Below are 17,344 nucleotides of genomic sequence, written 5' to 3'. Positions count from 1 at the left end.
GCAGGACGGCACACAGGCCCGCGTCCTGTCGAGGGAGTCCCGGAGGACGCGGGCCGGGGCCGGGTCAGGCCGGTGGTGGGGCGAGCAGCGGGCGCTGGGCCTTCTTGTGCTCCTCGTAGGCGGCGCGGGCCGCGGTGGTCGACGGCAGCGCGGAGACCTCGGCGACCGGGACGTCCCACCAGGCGTCCGAGCCGGGCGCCGGCACCAGAGGGTCGGTCTCCACATGGACGACGGTGGTGCGCTCGGCGGCCAGCGCGGTGGCGAGCGCCTCGCGGAAGCCGTCCAGACCCTGGGCGCGGATGACGTCCGCGCCCAGACTCGCCGCGTTGGCGGCCAGGTCGACCGGCAGGGTGTCGCCGTCCAGGTGCCCGGTGGCCGGGTCGCGGTAGCGGTAACGGGTGCCGAACCGGTCGGCGCCGACCGACTCCGACAGCGCGCCGATCGAGGCGTAGCCGTGGTTCTGCACCAGCACCACGACCAGTTTGAGGCGCTCGGCCACCGCCGTGGCGATCTCCTGAGCCATCATCAGGTACGAGCCGTCGCCGACCAGCACCACGACCTCGCGGTCGGGCGCGGCCATCTTCACGCCCAGCCCTCCGGCGATCTCGTAGCCCATGCAGGAGTAGCCGTACTCGACGTGGTAGCCCAGCGGGTCAGTGGGGCGCCACAGCTTGTGCAGATCGCCCGGCATCGAGCCGGCGGCGCACACCACCACGTCGCGCTCGCCCATGCCGTTCCGCAGCGCGCCGATGATCTCGCTCTGGGCCGGCAGCGGCCGGCGTCCGGCGGTGAAGGCGGCGTCCGCCACCGCGTCCCAGCCGCGGACCAGTCCGGCCGCGCGGTCACTCCACTCCGGGGCGGCCGACCAGCCGGACAGTGCGGCGCCCAGGGCCTGGATGCCCGCGCGGGCGTCCGCGACCAGCGACACCCCGGCCTGCTTGGCGGCGTCGAACGAGGCGATGTTGAGGTTGACGAAGGCCACCCGCGGGTCGGCGAACAGGGTGCGCGAGGCGGTGGTGAAGTCCTGCCAGCGGGTACCGACGCCGATCACCACATCGGCCTCGCGGGCCAGGGAGTTGGCCGCGGCACTGCCGGTGTGGCCGATCGCGCCGACCGCCGCCGGATGGCCGTGCGGCAGCGCGGCCTTCCCGGCCTGCGTGACGGCCACGGGAACGCCGGTGGCGGCGGCGAACTCCGCGAGCGCGGCGGTGGCGTCGGAGTGGATCACCCCGCCGCCCGCCACGATCAGCGGGCGCCGTGCGCCCCGCAGCAGCCGCACGGCGGCGGCCAGTGACGCCTCGTCAGGCGCCGGGCGGCGGACGTGCCACACCCGGCGGGCGAAGAACTCCTCGGGGAAGTCCCAGGCCTCCGCCTGCACGTCCTGCGGCAGGCACAGGGTGACGGCGCCGGTCTCGGCCGGGTCGGTGAGCACCCGCATCGCCTGCACGGCCGAGGAGAGCAGTTGCTCGGGCCGCCAGATCCGGTCGAAGAACCGGGAGACGGGCCGGAAGGTGTCGTTGACGGTGATGTCGGCGGCGTACGGCTGCTCCAGCTCCTGGAGCAGCGGTGAGGCGGCGCGTGAGGCGAAGGCGTCACCGGGCAGCAGCAGCACTGGCAGCCGGTTGACGGTGGCCAGCGCCGCCCCGGTGACCATGTTGGTGGAGCCGGGCCCCACCGAGGCGGTGCAGGCCAGCGTGGAGAGCCTGCGCCGGGTGCGGGCGTAGGCCACCGCGGCGTGCACCATGGCCTGCTCGTTGCGGGCCTGGTAGTAGGTCAGGTCGTCGGGGCGTTCCAGCAGCGCCTGGCCGAGGCCGGCGATGTTGCCGTGGCCGAAGATGCCGAAGCAGCCCTCGATCAGCCGCTGTTCGACGCCGTCCCGCTCGGTGTACTGCTGGGCGAGGAACGCCACCAGCGCCTGGGCGGTGGTCAGCCGGCGTACCCGCCCGGCGGACGTGGTCGTGGTCATCGCGGGCCTCCCGCGTCGCAGATCGGCACCCGGGGGTCGGCGGCCTGGCCGTCCCACGAGGCGCGCACCCAGTGGTGGGCCGGGTCGTCGCAGCACGCCATGGTGCGCTGCGGGTCGGGCCCGGCGAGCACGTTGAGGTAGTAGAGGGGATGTCCCGGAGCGGCCATCGAGGGGCCGTGGTAGCCCCGGGGGACGAGCACGACGTCGCCCTGCCGGACCTCCGCCAGCACGTCCACCCCGTCGACCCCGGCCGAGGCGGGCTCGTACACCCGCTGGTAGCCGAAGCCGTGCGGGCCGGGGCCGCCGATCTCGAAGTAGTAGATCTCCTCCAGCACCGCCTCTCCGGGGCGCCGCTCGTCGTGCTTGTGCGGCGGATAGGACGACCAGTTCCCGCCGGGGGTGAGCACCTCGACGGCGACCAGACGGTCGCAGGGGAAGCCTTCGGGGGAGGCGAAGTTGTTCACCTGCCGGGTGGCCGGGCCCGCGCCGCGGATCTCGACCGGTACGGCCTCGGCGGGACCGTAGGCGGGGGCCAGCCGGCGCTCGCAGCGGGCCGCGGGGAGCGCGAACCGCCCGCCGGTCGCCGAGTGCACGGTGAGCCGGGCGTCGCGCGGCGCGTAGGCGAAGTCGGTGACCCGGCTGAAGACGTCGGGGCGGCCGTCGAGTTCGAGGACGGTGCCGTCGATCTCCACGCGGCCGCCGCCGGACAGCGGCAGCACGATCATCTCGCTGTCACCGGTGTCCAGCGTCCGCGAGGCACCCGGTGCGAGGTCCAGGACACGCAGCGAGCTGTAGGCCCACCCCGCGTCCTCAGGGGTGACGGTGAGGCGGAATCCGTCCGCCGCGGCGGTGCCGTCGGGCAGGTGCAGCCGACGGGACATCAGGACTCCCGGCCGAGCAGCGAGACGGCGGTGTCCACGGCACCGGCCACATCGCCGTCGGCGGGGAAGAGCATCGTACGCCCGATGATCAGACCGCGGACGTGCTCGATGTCCAGCGCGCGCTGCCAGGACGCGTACATGGCGTCGGGGTCGCCGCCGCCCTCGCCGCCAAGGAGCAGGGTGGGCATGGTGGTGGAGGCCATCATCCGCTCCATGTCGGGGACGACCGGGACCTTCAGCCAGGTGTAGGCGGAGGTGCGGCCGAGCGCGGAGGCGATGTTGTTCACCCAGATCTGCGCGTCGGCCTCCAGGATGTTGCGCACCTTGCCGCCCTCGCGCACGGACTTGAACGGTTCGATCAGGGCGAGCAGCCGGCGCTCCGCCAACTCGTTCACGGCGGTGGCGGTCCCGCTGAGCGTCTCCGCGGTCCCCGGGTCGGCGGGGTCGACGCGCAGCAGCACCTTGCCGCCGTCCAGCCCCGCCTCCTCGATGCCTCGGGCGTCGTAGCAGGTGAAGCGGTCGTCGAGTTCGAACGAGGCACCGGGGATGCCGCCCCGGTTCATCGAGCCGAGCACCAGCTTGCCGTCGAGCGCGCCGAGCAGCGTCAGGTCCTCGACCAGGTCGGGGGTGCCGAGGAAGCCGTCCACGCCGGGGCGGGAGAGCGCCTCGACGCAGCGGGCCAGCAGCTCGTGCCGGTCGCCCATGGCGGTGGGGTTGCCGCCGGCGGCCACCGCGCCGCGGGCCGGGTGGTCGGCGGCCAGGATGAACAGCGGCCGGGCCAGGTCCGCGGGGTCGAACTTCGGGCGGGCGGCGGCGGCCCGGCGGATCGCGTCGGGGTCGGTGAGCCGGATCCGGGTGACCTCGGCGAGGTCACGGGCGGCGGGGGCGGTGGCGAGGGTGGTGCTCAACGGGGTTCTCCGGTCGTGGTGGTGGCGACGGCGCGCGGGGTGGGGCGGCCGGTCAGCTCGGCGATCTCTTCGGGGGTGGGCATCGCGTCGGCGCAGGCGTGCCGGGAGGCGACCAGGGCCCCGGCGGCGTTGGCGGCGGCCAGGGTGTCGGCCAGCGGCAGTCCGGCCAGCAGTCCGGCGACCAGGGCGCCGCCGAACGCGTCGCCCGCGCCGAGGCCGTTCACCACCTCGACGGGGATCGGCGGCACCCGTACGTCCTCGGCCGCGGTGCGCGCCAGGACTCCGTGCGGGCCCTGCTTGACCACGGCCAGCCGCACTCCGCGGGCGAGCAGCAGGTCGGCGGCCCGGTCCGGGTCACGGGTGCCCACCGCGACCTCGACCTCGTCACGGTTGCCGACGGCGACGGTGGCGTGCTCCAGCGCCTGCGCGTACCGGGCGGGCGCCTCCTCGGGCCGGTCCCAGAACATCGGGCGCCAGTCCAGGTCCAGCACGGTGTCGGTGCCCGGCGCGCGCTCGGCGAGCGCGCGCAGTGTGGTGCCGTACGACGGTTCGGCGCACAGGCCGCTCCCGGTGGCCCACACGACCCGGGCATCGCGCAGCGCGGGCAGGTCCAGGTGCTCGGGCAGCAGCCGCAGGTCGGGGGCATCGGGCCGGTAGAAGTACAGCGGGAAGTCGTCCGGCGGGAAGAGCTCGCACAGCACCACCGGGGTCTGGGCCCCGGGCACGGTCACCACATGCCGCTCGTCCACGCCGAAGCCGCGCAGCGCGTCACGGACGAACCCGCCCAGCGGGTCGTCGCCGACGCCGGTGACGACCGCGCTGCGCAGGCCGTGCCGGGCGGCGGCGACGGCCACATTGGTGGCGCTGCCGCCGAGGTACTTGGCGAAGGTGCGCACCTCGGCCAGGCCGACCCCGGTCTGCTGCGGGTAGAGGTCGACGCCGACCCGGCCCAGGGTGATCAGGTCGTACGTCACGCGGCGTCCTCCAGGGCCATCGACGCCCGGTCGACATAGAGGGCGGCGTCGGCGCACTCGATGACCAGGGTCGCGGGCCAGGAGGGGTCGTAGCCGAGGGCGGTGGCCAGGCGGCGCACCGCCTCGCGCTTGTGGGCGCCGTGGACGGTCATCACCGCGCGCCGGGAGTTGGCCACGATGGTGTGCACGCCGACGGTGACGCCGTGCCGGGGCACCTCGTCGAGGGACGCGAAGTCGGGGAAGGTGCCCATGTTGTCGACGCGGGTGGTGTCGGCGAGCTCCACGATCCGGCTGGTGCTGTGGCGTTCGGTGCCGGGCGGGTTGAAGGCGATGTGCCCGTCCGAGGCGCCGCAGGCCAGGATGAACAGGTCGATGCCGCCGGCCTCGGCCAGACGCCGCTCGTAGGCGGACGGGTCCGCGGGGTCGGGGAACCACACCGCGTCGGCGGGGATGCTCCGGGTGGGGCCGGCCGCGGCGTTGAGGGGGGCGACGATCTCCTCGGCGGCGAAGCGGTGGCAGCTGTTGTGCGCGCCGTGGTCGATGTCGTGGAAGCCGCCCGGCGCGTCGGGGTCGGGCAGGACGTACTCGTCCATCATGGCGATGACGACGTGCCGCAGGTCGAGCCCGCGCTCGGCGGTCAGTTCGGCGAGTGCCTCGTAGACCGGCTTGGGGCTGCGGCCGCCGGGGCAGCCCAGGACGTAGCGCCGGCCGGAGCCTGCTGCTTCCGCGATCCCGTCCGCGATCTCGCGGGCCAGCTCCGTGCCCAGCTGGGCGGGGCTGTCGAAGACGCGCGGGGGAAGGGGGGCCGACATGGATGTCACTCCTTTACGGCGCCGGCCAGCATGCCGCTGATCATGCGGCGCTGGAGGGCGATGTAGCTGATGAGTACGGGCAGGGCGACGATGACGGCGGCGGCCGCGGTGACGCCCGGGTTGCTGTTGCGCCGGTTGCCCGCGAAGAACGACAGGGCCAGCGGCGCGGTCTGCACGCTGCGGTCGTCCGGGACGAGGACCAGTGCCAGCAGGAACTCGTTCCACGCGAAGAGGAAGAGCAGGGTGGCGAGGGTGCCGATGGCGGGTGCGGCCATCGGCAGCAGGATCGAGCGCAGGGTGCGGAACCTGGAGGCTCCGTCGACCGCGGCGGCCTCGCGCAGCGCCGGCGGCGTGGACACGAAGAAGGTGCGCATCCAGAACACCGCGAACGGCAGGGACAGGCCGATCTGCGGCAGGATCAACGCCCAGTAGGTGTTGGTGAGATGCCAGGACCGGAGTTGGTAGTAGAGCGGGATCACGGTCGCCTCGTACGGCATCACCAGACCGACCAGCAGCAGTCCCAGGAGCAGTCCCTTGAGCGGGAAGGGGAAGGCCGCGAAGGCGTAGCCGGCGAGGACGGCCAGCACGATGGTGCCCACCACCACGGCGGCGGCCACGATCAGGCTGGACAGCAGGGCCTGCGAGAACAGTCCCCGACTCCAGGCCTCGGAGAAGTTGTCGAAACTGATGGAGGTGGGGAGCGTGAAACCGCTCTGCCGGGTGCCGGGCTTGCTGAGCGCCAGCAGCACCACGGACAGGAAGGGGTACAGGGCGGCGATGGCGGCGACGGCCAGGACGGCGTGTCCGATGACGGTCTGGCGGCGGCTGGTGAGCATCCGTCAGCCCTCCTTTCCGCGCACCAGGCGCATGACGAGCCCGGTCACCACCAGCACCACGGCGGTCAGGCAGACGCTGATCGCGGCGGCGCCGCCCACCTCGTGGGTGAGGAAGGCACCCTGGTAGATGAAGACGCTGGGCACGGTGGTGGAGGTGCCGGGGCCGCCGGTGGTGGTGTTCCACACCAGGTCGAAGTTGCGCAGGGCGTAGGTGATGGTGAGGACCAGGGCGATGGACATCTCGCCGCGCAGCGCGGGCAGGGTGACGGTGAAGAACTCGCGGACCGGGCCGCAGCCGTCGATGCGGGCGGACTCGTACAGCTCGGTGGGGATCTTCTGGGTGCCGGCCAGGAAGAGCACCATGCACAGCCCGTACATCACCCAGGTGCCGACGAGGCCGACCGAGGGCAGGGCGGTGTGGTAGTCGCCCAGCCAGGCGCGGGCCAGGGAGCCGAGGCCGACGGCGCGCAGGGCGGCGTTGAGCGGCCCGTCGATGTCGTAGACCCACCGCCAGGAGACGGCGACCACCACGGTGGCCAGGATCTGCGGCAGGAACAGCACCGCGCGGAAGAAGCTCAGTCCGTACACCCGGATGCGGGACATCAGGGCGGCGAGGAAGAGGCCGAGGGCGACCGGCAGCAGCGCGTAGAAGACCACGAACTCCAGCGAGTGGCCGATCGCGGCGGGGATACGGGTGTCGGACAGCAGGGCGCGGTAGTTGCCGAGCCCCACCCAGCGGCCCTCGGTGAGGCCGTCCCAGCGGAACAGGGAGATCCAGGCCGTCTGGCCCAGCGGCCGCAGCACGAACAGCGTGTAGACGATGGCGGCGGGCAGCAGGTACCAGAGGGCGGGCCAGTACTGGCGTCCGGCCCAGGCGCGCAGGCCGTGCCGTCTCCGGCGGGCCGGTGGCTCGTGGTCGGCGTGGACCGGTGCGGGGGACGCGGGCTCGGTGGCGGTGGCCCGTCCGGAGAGGGGGGCCGCGGTCACGGGGTGCCTCCGGCGGCTGCCGCGTCCTGGCGCTGCTGCTTCTGGAACGCCAGCCAGTTGTTCTGCAGGCCCTCGGCGAAGCCGCGCGGGGAGGTGCGGCCGGCCAGCAGGTCCTGGGTCCTGGAGCCGATGGTGTCGAGCATCGTGGTGGAGGCCCAGTCGAGGTAGAAGTTCTGCCCGTCGTCGGCGAGCAGCTTGAGCCCGATGCCGTTGACCTGGTCGACGACCTTGCTGTCGGCCTTGACGGTGCCCTGGCCCGTGACCGGGGTGCGGCCGACGTTTGCGAGGGTCTGCGCGAACCGGTCGCTCATCAGCATGTCGAGGAAGGCGACCGCGGCGGGCAGGTGCTGGGTCTTGGAGCTGATGTGCCAGCCGAGGCCGAGCGAGCCGACCGTGGCGCGGGTGCCGTCGGGCCGGGTGGGCAGGGTGAAGCCGACATGGCCGTTCATGCTCTGCTGGAGAGCCGGCGCGTTCCAGGAACCGGCGACCAGGAAGACGCCCTGACCGTGGCTGAACTTGGCGACCGCGTCGTCGGAGCTGATGCCGTCGTAGCCGTTGCCGAACCAGCCGCGCTTCGCCCAGTCCTGCACGGTACGGGCCGCGGCCTCGGTGCCCTGGTCGGCGATCGTGGCGCCGGGGACCCCGCTGATCCACGACCGGATGTCGCGGCTGGGCACGTTCTGCGCCTGGACCAGGCCGATGACCTGGCTGGCGGGGTACTTCTCGGAGTTGCCCAGCATGATGGGCTGCTGTCCCGCGGCCTTGGCGCGGGCCAGCGCGTCGGTGAACTCGGCGTAGGTCGTGGGCGGCTCGATACCCAGCTCGGCCAGCTTGTCGGTGTTGTAGAACACGCCGACGTACTCGGTGGCGGGAGAGATGCCGTACAGGCTGCCGGAGCCGAAGACGGCGCCGTCGGGGGTCCAGCGGTACTGCTTGAGGGCGCCGTCGGTGAAGGTGTTCTCCCAGCCGTAGGCGCGCATCACGTCGTCCAGCGGGCGGATCAGCCCGGCCTTGACCAGCGGGCCGTCGGTGCCGTAGCCCTGGTTGCCCTGCACCAGGTCGGGCGCGTCGGTGCCGGACATCGAGTTGACGACGGTCTTCATCAGGTCGTCGAAGCCCTTGGTGACGACCTCGACCTTGACGTTGGGGTACTTCTTCTCGTACATCGGCACGAGCGCCTTGAGAGTGGCGTCCTCGCCCGAGTCGGCGAGCACGCGCAGGGTGGTGGGCCCGGGCTTGGCCACCTCCTGGACGGTCACCGGCTGGGTGATCCGCGGTCCGGTGACGCCGGACGAGGCGGTGGTGCCGCCGGCTCCGGGGACACCGCACCCGGAGACCAGCAGCCCGGTCAGGGCCAGCCCCGCGGCCCCGGTCCAACGCAGCTTGTTCATCCTTGCTCCACTTCGGGCCCGCCCGCGGGCGGACCGGGAACGGCGCCCGGAAGGCGCGGCGGTCGGGCCGCGCGCCCCCGGGGCAGCCGGGTGATCAGGAGTGGGCGGCCACCTTCGCGGCCAGCCAGGCGTAGTTGGCCGCCTGCTCGGCGGCGACCTGCGGGTACTGATCGGCGGGGGTCGGTGCCCGGTCCTGCTCGACCAGCAGCCAGTCGCGGTAACCGCCGCGCAGCAGCTCGGCCAGGAAGGCGTCGATGTCGACGTCGCCCTCGCCGAACGGCACGCAGACGTCCGCCCACCACTCGTCGAAGTCGGTGCGGCCGGCGGCCTTGGCGTCGGCGAGCACGGCCATCCGTACGTCCTTGACGTGCACGTGGTTGATGCGCTCGCGCCAGGCCCGCAGGCACTCCACCGGGTCGCCGCCGGCCAGCTGGATGTGCGCGATGTCGAGGGTGAGGCCGACCTCGGTCAGCTCCAGCAGCCGCTCGACCTCCCACGGCGACTCCACATAGGTGCTGATGTGGGGGTGGAAGGAGGGGCGCAGTCCGTAGGAGCGGGCCATCGCCACCGCGCGCTCGGACAGCCGGGCCAGACGCTCCCAGCCGGCCTCGTCCAGGGCCAGCGAGCGGTCGTCCCAGGGGCGGGCGGGGTGGTGCAGCAGGGTCTGGCTGCCCTCGTCGGCCAGGATGGCCAGCGGCGCCCGGTCGGCGGGGGTGCCCGCGGCCTCGGCGCACGCCGCCAGTTCGCGGCAGGTCTGCTCCATCCGGGCCACGTCGTGCTCCACGACGTCGTCGCCGAGGGCGTAGTGCACGGGGATGTAGGCGCCGACGGCGGCCAGGCGGTGCTCGGTGAACAGCGCGGCGGTCTGCTCCGGCGTGCCGAAGAAGCCGGGCGGGCCGAGTTCGCTGCCGTGGTAGCCGGCCTCGGCCATGGAGGCCAGCAGGGCGCCGGGGGAGGAGCCGGGTCCGCCCGCGCCTTTGCCGTACACGCCGTAGCTCACCGGCGCGTTGCCGATCAGGATGCCGTCCGGCAGGCTGCCGGAGAGGTGCGTGCCAGGGGTCGTGGTGGGGTGCGTGGCGTAGTCCGTGTCGGGGTTCACGGCGGAGCCCGTGGTGCGGCCGGTCATGCGACGGCCCCCTTCGCGGCCTCGCCGCCGACCGCGACGCCCGCCCGCGCGGCGAGCGCGGCGACCAGCGCCTGGAGACAGCGCACGTCCTCGGCAGCCCCGGCGGCGCCGGAGCGGACCGGTGCCTCACCGTGCACCGCGGCGGCGAATTCCTCCAGCTGGCGCACGAACCCGGTGTCGTAGCCGTGCCGCGCGGTGGTGTCGCGGCGCAGCGCGCCCTCGGCGCGTTCCACACGCAGGGTGGAGCGCACGTCCACCAGGTAGGGCGCGGCCATGTCCAGCCGCAGCCGGCCGTCGCGGGCGAGTACGGCGATCTCCTCGCCGTACTCGGGGTGATCCGGGAGCCAGTTCCAGTTGAGGACCAGCTGGGCGCCGTCGCCCAGGGGCGCGGTGGCCAGCAGGCACGGCGGTTCGCCCTCGACCGGCCACGGCCACAGCTGGGCGCTGTCGAATGCGGTGGGCAGGGTGAAGCCGAGCGCGCGCAGTACGGAGAGTTCGTGGATCACCGAGCCGTTCAGCACGTCCCGGTAGTAGCGGCCCAGCTCGGCCGGTACCTCGCCGAGGGCGTCCAGGGTGCGCGCGTCCTCGTAGGCGAGGGACTCGGCGATCACGGAGAGGTCCGCGTCGTCGGTCGGCGGGGCCAGCCGCAGATGCTCCACCTGCGGTTCGTCGGCGGGGTGCAGCACGGTGACCCGGACCGTGCGCGGGGTGTCCAGCTCGGCCAGCTCGGCCGCGGCGACCTCGGTGAGCGGGTCGTACATCTTCATGTAGCCGACCTGTAGCACCAGGCCCCTGGCCTCGGCGAGCGCGCCCAGTTCCTCGGCCTCGGCCACGGTCAGGCACAGCGGCTTCTCGGCGAGGACGTGCTTTCCGGCCTCCAGCGCGGCGCGTGCGGCCTGCGCGTGGGTGCCGGGGGTGGCCAGCAGTACGGCGTCGACGGTGTCGTCGGCCAGCACGCTCTCATAGCTGTGCGTGGCCCGTACGCCGACGCCGCAGCGGGCGGCCACCGCCGCCGCGCGGGAGGGGGACAGGTCGCACACGACCGTGGTCTCGAACAGCGCGCCCAGGCGCTGGACGGCGGGGAGGTGGACCGACTGAGAAATCGTTCCTGCGCCTATGACGGCGAGACGGACCGGTGGATGTGACGGCATCGAGGCTCCCTCGGCTCGGGTGCGGCGCGGTGTGCTGTCGCGGTCGCGGATGAGTGGTGTCGCGGGTGATGGTGTCGGGGGCGTGCCATCGGGCTGGGCCCTGCGGCCTGTTGGAGGCAGGGGCCGGCGGTGGCCCCGTGCACCGGCAGGCGGGCACACGCCGGGGAACGGAAGAGGGGCTTCCGAATTTCGGCGTGGGGGGATCATGACGCACTTCAGTCCAGTCAGTCCAGTGTTTGGACCAGATTTTGATCTGGTCCATGAACTGGTTGCTCTGGTACGGTCCATGACCGTGACCACGCATGACGCAACGGCCTCACCATCCGTCCCCGCCCCCGCCACCGCCGTGAGCTCGCCCGCCGCGACCGCAGGTCCGGCCGTCCAGCTCGCCCGCCGCGCACTCGGGCAATTGCTGGACCGCCGGGTATGGGCCCCGGGCAGCCAACTGCCCGGGGAGCGCGCACTGGCCCAGCGAGTCGGCGTCAGCCGCAGCAGCCTGCGCCAGGCCCTTGCCCTGCTGGAGGACGAGGGCCGGGTGCACTCCTCCCCGCAGCGCGGCTGGTTCGTCGCCACCGACGTGGTCAGTGAGCCGCCCAGCGTGCTGAAGAGCTTCACCGACATCGCCCGCGCCCGGGGCCTGACCGCCACCGCACGGCTGCTGCGCCGCGAGGTCCGCCCGGCCGGCTACGAGGAGTCGGCCCGGCTGCGCATCGCACCCGCCGCCGAGGTCCTGGAGATCGTCCGGGTACGCGGCCTGGACGACGTACCGGTGTGCCTGGACACCACGGTGCTGGTGCGCTCCCGCGCTCGGGCACTGGAGGACGCCGATCTGACGGACCGTTCGCTCTTCGCCGAGCTGGAGGCCAGGGCCGGGGTGCGCGTCATGCACAGCACGTACACCGCGCGCGCCGACGGCGCCCAGCCCCTGGAGGCGGAACTGCTGCGGGTGCCGCCGGGCACCCCGGTCCTGGTCGGCGAGGAGGTCACCTACGACCAGAACGACACCCCGGTGCTGCTCGGCCGGGCCGTGTACCGCGGCGACGCCTACCGCCTCGAAGCCACCCTGCACCGCAGCTCCGACTGACCCCACCGCATCCCAGGCGAAGGCCAACTCCCGTGAACACCAGCCCGATCCCGGCGCCCGCCGGGGAACCGTCCGGCCGTGCCGCCGTCGCGGCCCTGGACGTCGGCGGCACGAAGATCGCCGCCGGACTCGTCACCGCCGACGGCACCCTGCTGCACCGCCGTGAAGTGCCCACCGCCACCGCCGCCGAGGGAGGACTGCGCGACCCCGGTCTGGCCGGCACCGCCCGGGCGGCCCGCGCCCTCCTCGACGACGCCGCCCGGCTGGGCGTCACGGTGACCGCTCTGGGTGCCGGATTTCCCGAATACGTCGACGCCGACGGCATGTTGACCAGCCGTGAGGTACTGGCCTGGGACGTCCAGCCCGCCGCCGTACTCGCCGCCGAGGCCGCGCCCGGCCTGCCGGTGGCCGTCGGCTCCGACGCGCGTTGCGGGGCGCTCGGCGAGGCGCGGCACGGAGTCGGCCGCGACCTTCCCGACTTCTTCTACGTCTCCCTGGGTACGGGGCTGTCCTCCACCCTCGTTCTCGACGGGCGGCCCGTCGCCGGACGGCGCGGGGAGGCCATCGCCCTGGGGGAGTTGGAGGTCCCGGCCTCCGTGGACCCGGACTGGCGCGGAAACCTCGAACAGTACTGCTCCGGCCGCGGCATCGGCGCACGCCGCACCGCCTGCGGCGGCTCACCCGTACCGGGCGCCCGTGAGGTCACCGCCCTGGCCCGGTCCGGCGACCCGGCCGCGGCCCGGGTCCTGACGACCGCCGGACAGGCGCTGGGCGCGGTACTCGGCCAGCTCGTCCGCGTTCTCGACCCGTCGGCGATCGTGCTCGGCGGCGGGCTCGGCACCGGCGACGGACCGCTGCACACCGCCCTGCGCGAGGCCTACGCCCACACCACCCGCACCCGCCCCGCGCCGCCGCCCATCCACCGGGCCGCCCTCGGCCCGGACGCCGGCCTGATCGGCGCCGCGGCACTGCCGGCACTCAGGGGGCTCACGGCGTCGATTTCCTGACGCCGCGTGCGGCTTCTGACGCCGGCAGCAGGCGGGGCGTGGACCGGAACTGCATCGGTCCACGCCCCGCCTTCCGGAGGAAGGAAACCGCTCAGCAGTACAGGTTGTTACCGGGGCTCACGCCGAGGATGGAGGCGAAGCGCTGGTAGGCGTCCACGCGGCTCTGCACCTGGGCGGGATTCCTGCCGTCGCATTCCAGGGAGCCGTTGATCGAGCGGATGGTCTGCCCGAAGCCGGCGCCGTTGACCATGGCGGCGTGCGGGGTCATGGTGCCGGGACCCGACTGGGTGTTCCAGTACCACAGGCCGGTCTTCCAGGCCACGGACGCGTCGTTCTGCACCAGCCAGGGGTTGTTGAGCAGGTCGATGCCGAGCGCGTCGCCGGCAGCCTTGTAGTTGAAGTTCCAGCTGAGCTGGATCGGCCCGCGGCCGTAGTAGGCCGCCTGCCCGGCGGGGCAGCCGTACGGCTGGTTCCAGTCGCAGTAGTGGGGGTAGTTGGCGGTGTTCTGCTCCACGACGTAGACCAGGCCGCCCGTCTCGTGATTGACGTTGGCCAGGAACGCGGCCGCCTCCTGCTTCTTGGTCGTGTCGCTGCCCGTACCGGCGAAGCCGGGGTAGGCGCTGAGCGCGGCGGTGAGGCCGCTGTACGTGTAGAAGGAGTTCCGGTTCGGGAACATCTGGTTGAACTGGGCTTCGGAGACGACGAATCCGGACGGGTTGCCGCCGCCGCCGCTCGCGGGAGCGTTCCACTTCTGGTTGGCGCCTCCGGTGCAGGTCCAGATCTGCAGGCGGGTGCCGTTGGCGCTGTTGTTGTCCCGGACGTCGAGGCACTTGTTCGCGGCCGGGTTGACGATGTCGCGAGCGCCGGTGACGACCCACTGCTGGTTCGCTCCGCCGGAACAGTCCCACAGCTGGACGGCGGCTCCGTCGGCCGTGCTGCGGTCGACGACGTCGAGGCACTTGCCGAGCGCCCGCAGGGTTCCGTCACCGGAGTTGGACCACTTCTGGGCGTTCGTGCCGTTGCACTCGTAGAGCTGGACGGCCGTGCCGTTGGCGTTGCTCGCGGCGGCGACGTCGACGCACTTGCCCGCGAGGCCGGTGATCTGCCCGTCCGCCGCCCAGGCGGGCGAGACGCCGAACAGAGCGGAGAGGGCGAGAGCGAGCACCGCGCTGACCGTGAGCCTGGCCAGGGGTGAGCGTCTGCGGAGGCTGGTACCGGGGTGGGGGGTGGACATGAGGAGTGTGCTCCTGAGGAAGAGGCGATGGAGTGACGACGTGGCCGCCGGGCTCCGGTGGGGCTCGGGGCGGCCGCGAGGGTGGGGGACGACTGCGCGCCGGCGAAGAGCGTCGTTGCCACACGAGCACTCAACCCGGCGCTGTGGGAGGGGCCTGACGGCCTGGAATCTAAAGGTCTAAACCAATGCGGTCAAGAGCTGTACATGACATCTGGCCGATAATCGAGGGGCGACCGAGGGGGGCGACGGCCACGCCGTCGCCACGAGCCGCAGGGAAGGGGCCGTCGGCGAATAGGGCTTGGTGGATGGGACCTTCATCGGTGTGGCCCGCGAACAGGCGGCGACCGATGCGGTGTTGGACGAGTACACGGATCCGGGCAGGCGGGTGGCCCGCGACGGCGACTCTGTCCGGGAGTTGTGGGTTCACCGGATCGAGGAGCACGTCCGCCACTGCGGGCACGCCGATCTGCTGCGCGAGTGCATCGACGGCCGGGTGGGGCAGTGGCGCGCGTCCTGCATGACGTCAGCCGGGGCAGCGGCGCGGTCCGCGCGGCGCAGTTCTCCGGCTGTCAGCGCGGTACAGGTGGCGCCGAGGCAGAGCAGGCCCGGCACACCATGACTCGCGGACGGGTGCGGTGCACGAACCCGTGGTGGCGGCCTCGTCCCTCCCCGTGCGTGCGGCCGGCACTTACCTGTCAGGTCATCGCTCCCAGCGCTCCCACCTGCCAGGATCGCAGGTGCAACAGAGCCCGACCGGCCGGAAGGACGACATGCCCGCCTATGCCATAGCTCACTTGCAGGAGGCTGCTCCGCACCCGGAGATCGCCGAGTACATCGAGCGCATCTCCGCCACCTTCGAGCCGTACGGTGGCCGTTTCCTCGTACACGCCACGCGGCACGAGGTGAAGGAGGGCCACTGGCCCGGGCACGTCGTGGTGATCTCCTTCCCCGGGATCGCCGAGGCGCGGGCCTGGTGGGACTCTCCCGCGTACCAGGAGATCGCACCGCTGCGCTCGCGGCACATCGAAGGCGACATCATCCTGGTCCCCGGTGTCCCCGAGGACTACGACCCGACCGGCGCCGCGAAGGCGATGCGGGCGGCGCTGCCCGCCGAGCAGCCCTCGGATTCGGGCACGCCTTGACAGGCCGGCCCCGTCACCCGCAGGATCACCCCGTGAACCTGTCAGACAGCCAGACAGGTGGTCCGGGGCCCCGGCGCGTCAGCGCCATGGAAGCGGTGCTCGGTCACCTTCGCGGCGCCATCGAGCGCGGTGACTACGCCATCGGCGACAAGCTCCCCTCGGAGGCGGAGCTGTGCCGCACCCTGGAGATCAGCCGGCCCGTGCTGCGGGAGGCCCTGCGGGCCCTGCAGACGATGGGGCTCACGGTCTCCAGGACCGGCAAGGGCACCTTCGTCGTCGCCGACGCCGTCGAGGACCCCACCTTCGGCGACTACGCGGCCAGCGACCTCCTGGAGGTGCGCCGCCACGTCGAGATCCCGGTCGCCGGGTACGCGGCGCGGCGGCGCACCGCCGAGAACCTCGACCACCTGGCCCACCTCCTGGACCGGATGGAGCAGGAGACGGACACCACGGCCTGGGTCGCGATGGACACCGTCTTCCACCTGGCCGTGGCCGAAGCCGCCCAGAACCCGGTCTTCCGCCGGGTGATCGAGGAGATCCGGGACGCGCTGGCCCGCCAGTCCGCCTTCCTCAACGAACTCGGCGGCCGACGCGAGCAGTCCAACCGCGAGCACCGGGCGATCGTCGAGGCACTGATCGACGGTACCGAGCACGACGCGGTGCAGGCCATGACCCACCATCTCGACCGCGTCGAGACGACCCTCACCGACATCATGCGCCCGACCCGCACGGACGCCCCCACCGAAGACGGACCCGAGGCATGAACCAGGCAGTGATGTACGGAAGTTCGGTGGCCGGGGCCCCTGTGATCCGGGAGCCCCTGCACGCCCCCGTCGCCCACCTCGTCCGCGGCGGGGTCGTCGAGGGCATCCACTACGGCTCGGTCGTCGTCCTCGGCGCCGACGGAGCCGTGGAGCTGCAACTCGGCGACATCGAGGCCGCCTTCTACCCGCGCTCGGCGCTCAAGCCGGTCCAGGCGGTGGCGATGCTCCGGGCCGGGCTGCCGCTCGACGGGGAACTGCTGTCGCTGACCGCGGCCAGCCACTCCGGGGAGGAGCGGCACCTGACCGGCACCCGGCGCATCCTGGAGCTGGCCGGAGTCACCGAGGACGATCTGCGCAACGTCCCCGACCTGCCGTACGACCCGGTCGTCCGCGACGCCTGGGTGCGCGAGGGGCGCCTGCCGTCCCGGCTCGCGCAGAACTGCTCCGGCAAGCACGCGGCCATGCTCTACACCTGCCGCCTCAACGACTGGCCGCTGGAGGACTACCTCGACCCGGGCCACCCGCTGCAGCGGGCCGTCGCCGAGGCCGTCGAGGACCTCACCGGGCAGGCGATCGCCCGCGTGACCGTCGACGGCTGCGGAGCGCCGCTGTTCGCCGTCTCGCTGCACGGGCTCGCGCGCGCCGCGGCCCGGATCACCACCGCGCCGGCCGGCACCCGCGAGGCGCGAGTGGCGGACGCCATGCGCGAGCACGCCGAGACGGCCTCCGGCTCCGGGCGCGACGTCGCCGCACTGATGCGCGCCGTGCCCGGGCTGCTCGCCAAGGACGGCTTCGAGGGCGTCCAGGTCGCCGCGCTGCCGGACGGCCGGGCCGTCGCCGTGAAGATCGCCGACGGAGCGAACCGGGCGCGCGTCCCGGTCGCCGCCGCGGCCCTCGCCCGGGCCGGGGTCGACCCGGCCGCGCTCGCCGAGTTCGCCGGGGAGCCTCTGCTCGGCGGCGGCCGACCGGTCGGCAGCGTCCGCCCCGCCCGCGCGCTCGATCCCGCCCCGGGCACCCGGCTCCGCTCGGGCGGGGGCGGCCCCCACTCCCGAACGTCCGCCTGACCGCACCGCCCACCTCC

Annotated in this window: 16 protein-coding genes and 1 pseudogene; 6 read left to right on the top strand and 11 right to left on the bottom strand. The window is 73.2% G+C overall.

Translation table 11 applies throughout. The features are described 5' to 3' along the window. Positions 1-64 precede the first annotated feature (64 nt). The 10 genes from iolD to ACIQMV_RS21765 form a co-directional block, all read right to left on the bottom strand. A complete protein-coding gene (gene iolD / locus ACIQMV_RS21810; RefSeq protein ID WP_402594790.1) occupies positions 65-1,966 on the bottom strand; it encodes a 3D-(3,5/4)-trihydroxycyclohexane-1,2-dione acylhydrolase (decyclizing) in 1,902 nt (633 codons plus the stop codon). Further along, positions 1,963-2,847, bottom strand: a complete 885-nt coding sequence (gene iolB / locus ACIQMV_RS21805; RefSeq protein WP_402594788.1) for a 5-deoxy-glucuronate isomerase — start codon at positions 2,845-2,847, stop codon at positions 1,963-1,965. The genes iolD and iolB overlap by 4 nt, the downstream gene beginning before the upstream one ends. Further along, on the bottom strand, positions 2,847-3,755 hold the full coding sequence (locus ACIQMV_RS21800; protein WP_141364944.1) for a deoxyribose-phosphate aldolase: 909 nt from the start codon (positions 3,753-3,755) through the stop codon (positions 2,847-2,849). Before ACIQMV_RS21800 ends, iolB begins: the two co-directional genes overlap by 1 nt. Then, positions 3,752-4,729: a 5-dehydro-2-deoxygluconokinase gene (gene iolC / locus ACIQMV_RS21795; protein WP_402594786.1), complete on the bottom strand. Its 978-nt coding sequence runs from the start codon at positions 4,727-4,729 to the stop codon at positions 3,752-3,754. Before iolC ends, ACIQMV_RS21800 begins: the two co-directional genes overlap by 4 nt. Further along, positions 4,726-5,541: a 6-phosphogluconolactonase gene (locus ACIQMV_RS21790; protein ID WP_402594785.1), complete on the bottom strand. Its 816-nt coding sequence runs from the start codon at positions 5,539-5,541 to the stop codon at positions 4,726-4,728. The genes iolC and ACIQMV_RS21790 overlap by 4 nt, the downstream gene beginning before the upstream one ends. A 5-nt stretch (positions 5,542-5,546) precedes the next feature. Then, positions 5,547-6,377, bottom strand: coding sequence for a carbohydrate ABC transporter permease (locus ACIQMV_RS21785; protein WP_141364950.1), 831 nt, complete (start codon positions 6,375-6,377; stop codon positions 5,547-5,549). 3 nt (positions 6,378-6,380) lie between these two features. Then, positions 6,381-7,364: a carbohydrate ABC transporter permease gene (locus ACIQMV_RS21780; RefSeq protein ID WP_402594784.1), complete on the bottom strand. Its 984-nt coding sequence runs from the start codon at positions 7,362-7,364 to the stop codon at positions 6,381-6,383. Next, on the bottom strand, positions 7,361-8,755 hold the full coding sequence (locus tag ACIQMV_RS21775) for an ABC transporter substrate-binding protein (protein ID WP_402594782.1): 1,395 nt from the start codon (positions 8,753-8,755) through the stop codon (positions 7,361-7,363). Before ACIQMV_RS21775 ends, ACIQMV_RS21780 begins: the two co-directional genes overlap by 4 nt. A 94-nt stretch (positions 8,756-8,849) precedes the next feature. Continuing rightward, a complete protein-coding gene (locus ACIQMV_RS21770) occupies positions 8,850-9,881 on the bottom strand; it encodes a sugar phosphate isomerase/epimerase family protein (RefSeq protein ID WP_402594781.1) in 1,032 nt (343 codons plus the stop codon). Further along, a complete protein-coding gene (locus ACIQMV_RS21765; RefSeq protein ID WP_402594779.1) occupies positions 9,878-11,032 on the bottom strand; it encodes a Gfo/Idh/MocA family protein in 1,155 nt (384 codons plus the stop codon). The genes ACIQMV_RS21770 and ACIQMV_RS21765 overlap by 4 nt, the downstream gene beginning before the upstream one ends. Positions 11,033-11,324: 292 nt before the next feature. Between ACIQMV_RS21765 and ACIQMV_RS21760 the strand changes: the two genes are divergently transcribed. Both ACIQMV_RS21760 and ACIQMV_RS21755 read left to right on the top strand, forming a co-directional pair. Further along, positions 11,325-12,116 carry a GntR family transcriptional regulator gene (locus ACIQMV_RS21760; protein ID WP_402594777.1) on the top strand — a complete coding sequence of 264 codons (792 nt, stop codon included), beginning with the start codon at positions 11,325-11,327 and terminating at the stop codon, positions 12,114-12,116. 32 nt (positions 12,117-12,148) lie between these two features. Then, positions 12,149-13,123 (top strand): ROK family protein, encoded by a 975-nt coding sequence (locus ACIQMV_RS21755; RefSeq protein ID WP_402594775.1) that lies wholly within the window; start codon positions 12,149-12,151, stop codon positions 13,121-13,123. Between the two features lie 91 nt (positions 13,124-13,214). Here the strand turns inward: ACIQMV_RS21755 and ACIQMV_RS21750 are convergent, their stop codons facing one another. After that, positions 13,215-14,357 carry a chitinase gene (locus tag ACIQMV_RS21750; protein ID WP_141364959.1) on the bottom strand — a complete coding sequence of 381 codons (1,143 nt, stop codon included), beginning with the start codon at positions 14,355-14,357 and terminating at the stop codon, positions 13,215-13,217. A gap of 298 nt (positions 14,358-14,655) precedes the next feature. Between ACIQMV_RS21750 and ACIQMV_RS21745 the strand changes: the two are divergent. The 4 genes and pseudogenes from ACIQMV_RS21745 to ACIQMV_RS21730 form a co-directional block, all read left to right on the top strand. Beyond that, positions 14,656-14,859 (top strand): annotated as a pseudogene (locus tag ACIQMV_RS21745) (DUF664 domain-containing protein); the annotation flags it as partial. 268 nt (positions 14,860-15,127) lie between these two features. Next, positions 15,128-15,499 carry a DUF1330 domain-containing protein gene (locus ACIQMV_RS21740; protein ID WP_402594773.1) on the top strand — a complete coding sequence of 124 codons (372 nt, stop codon included), beginning with the start codon at positions 15,128-15,130 and terminating at the stop codon, positions 15,497-15,499. Positions 15,500-15,585: 86 nt separating this feature from the next. Then, positions 15,586-16,263, top strand: coding sequence for a FadR/GntR family transcriptional regulator (locus ACIQMV_RS21735; protein ID WP_401780871.1), 678 nt, complete (start codon positions 15,586-15,588; stop codon positions 16,261-16,263). 11 nt (positions 16,264-16,274) lie between these two features. Continuing rightward, positions 16,275-17,327: an asparaginase gene (locus tag ACIQMV_RS21730; protein WP_402594859.1), complete on the top strand. Its 1,053-nt coding sequence runs from the start codon at positions 16,275-16,277 to the stop codon at positions 17,325-17,327. Positions 17,328-17,344 lie beyond the last annotated feature (17 nt).

Source organism: Streptomyces sp. NPDC091412 (assembly GCF_044756885.1).
Classification (GTDB): domain Bacteria; phylum Actinomycetota; class Actinomycetes; order Streptomycetales; family Streptomycetaceae; genus Streptomyces.
Note: the sequence above shows the minus strand (reverse complement) of the source record. Positions and strands in the feature narration are given on the sequence as shown.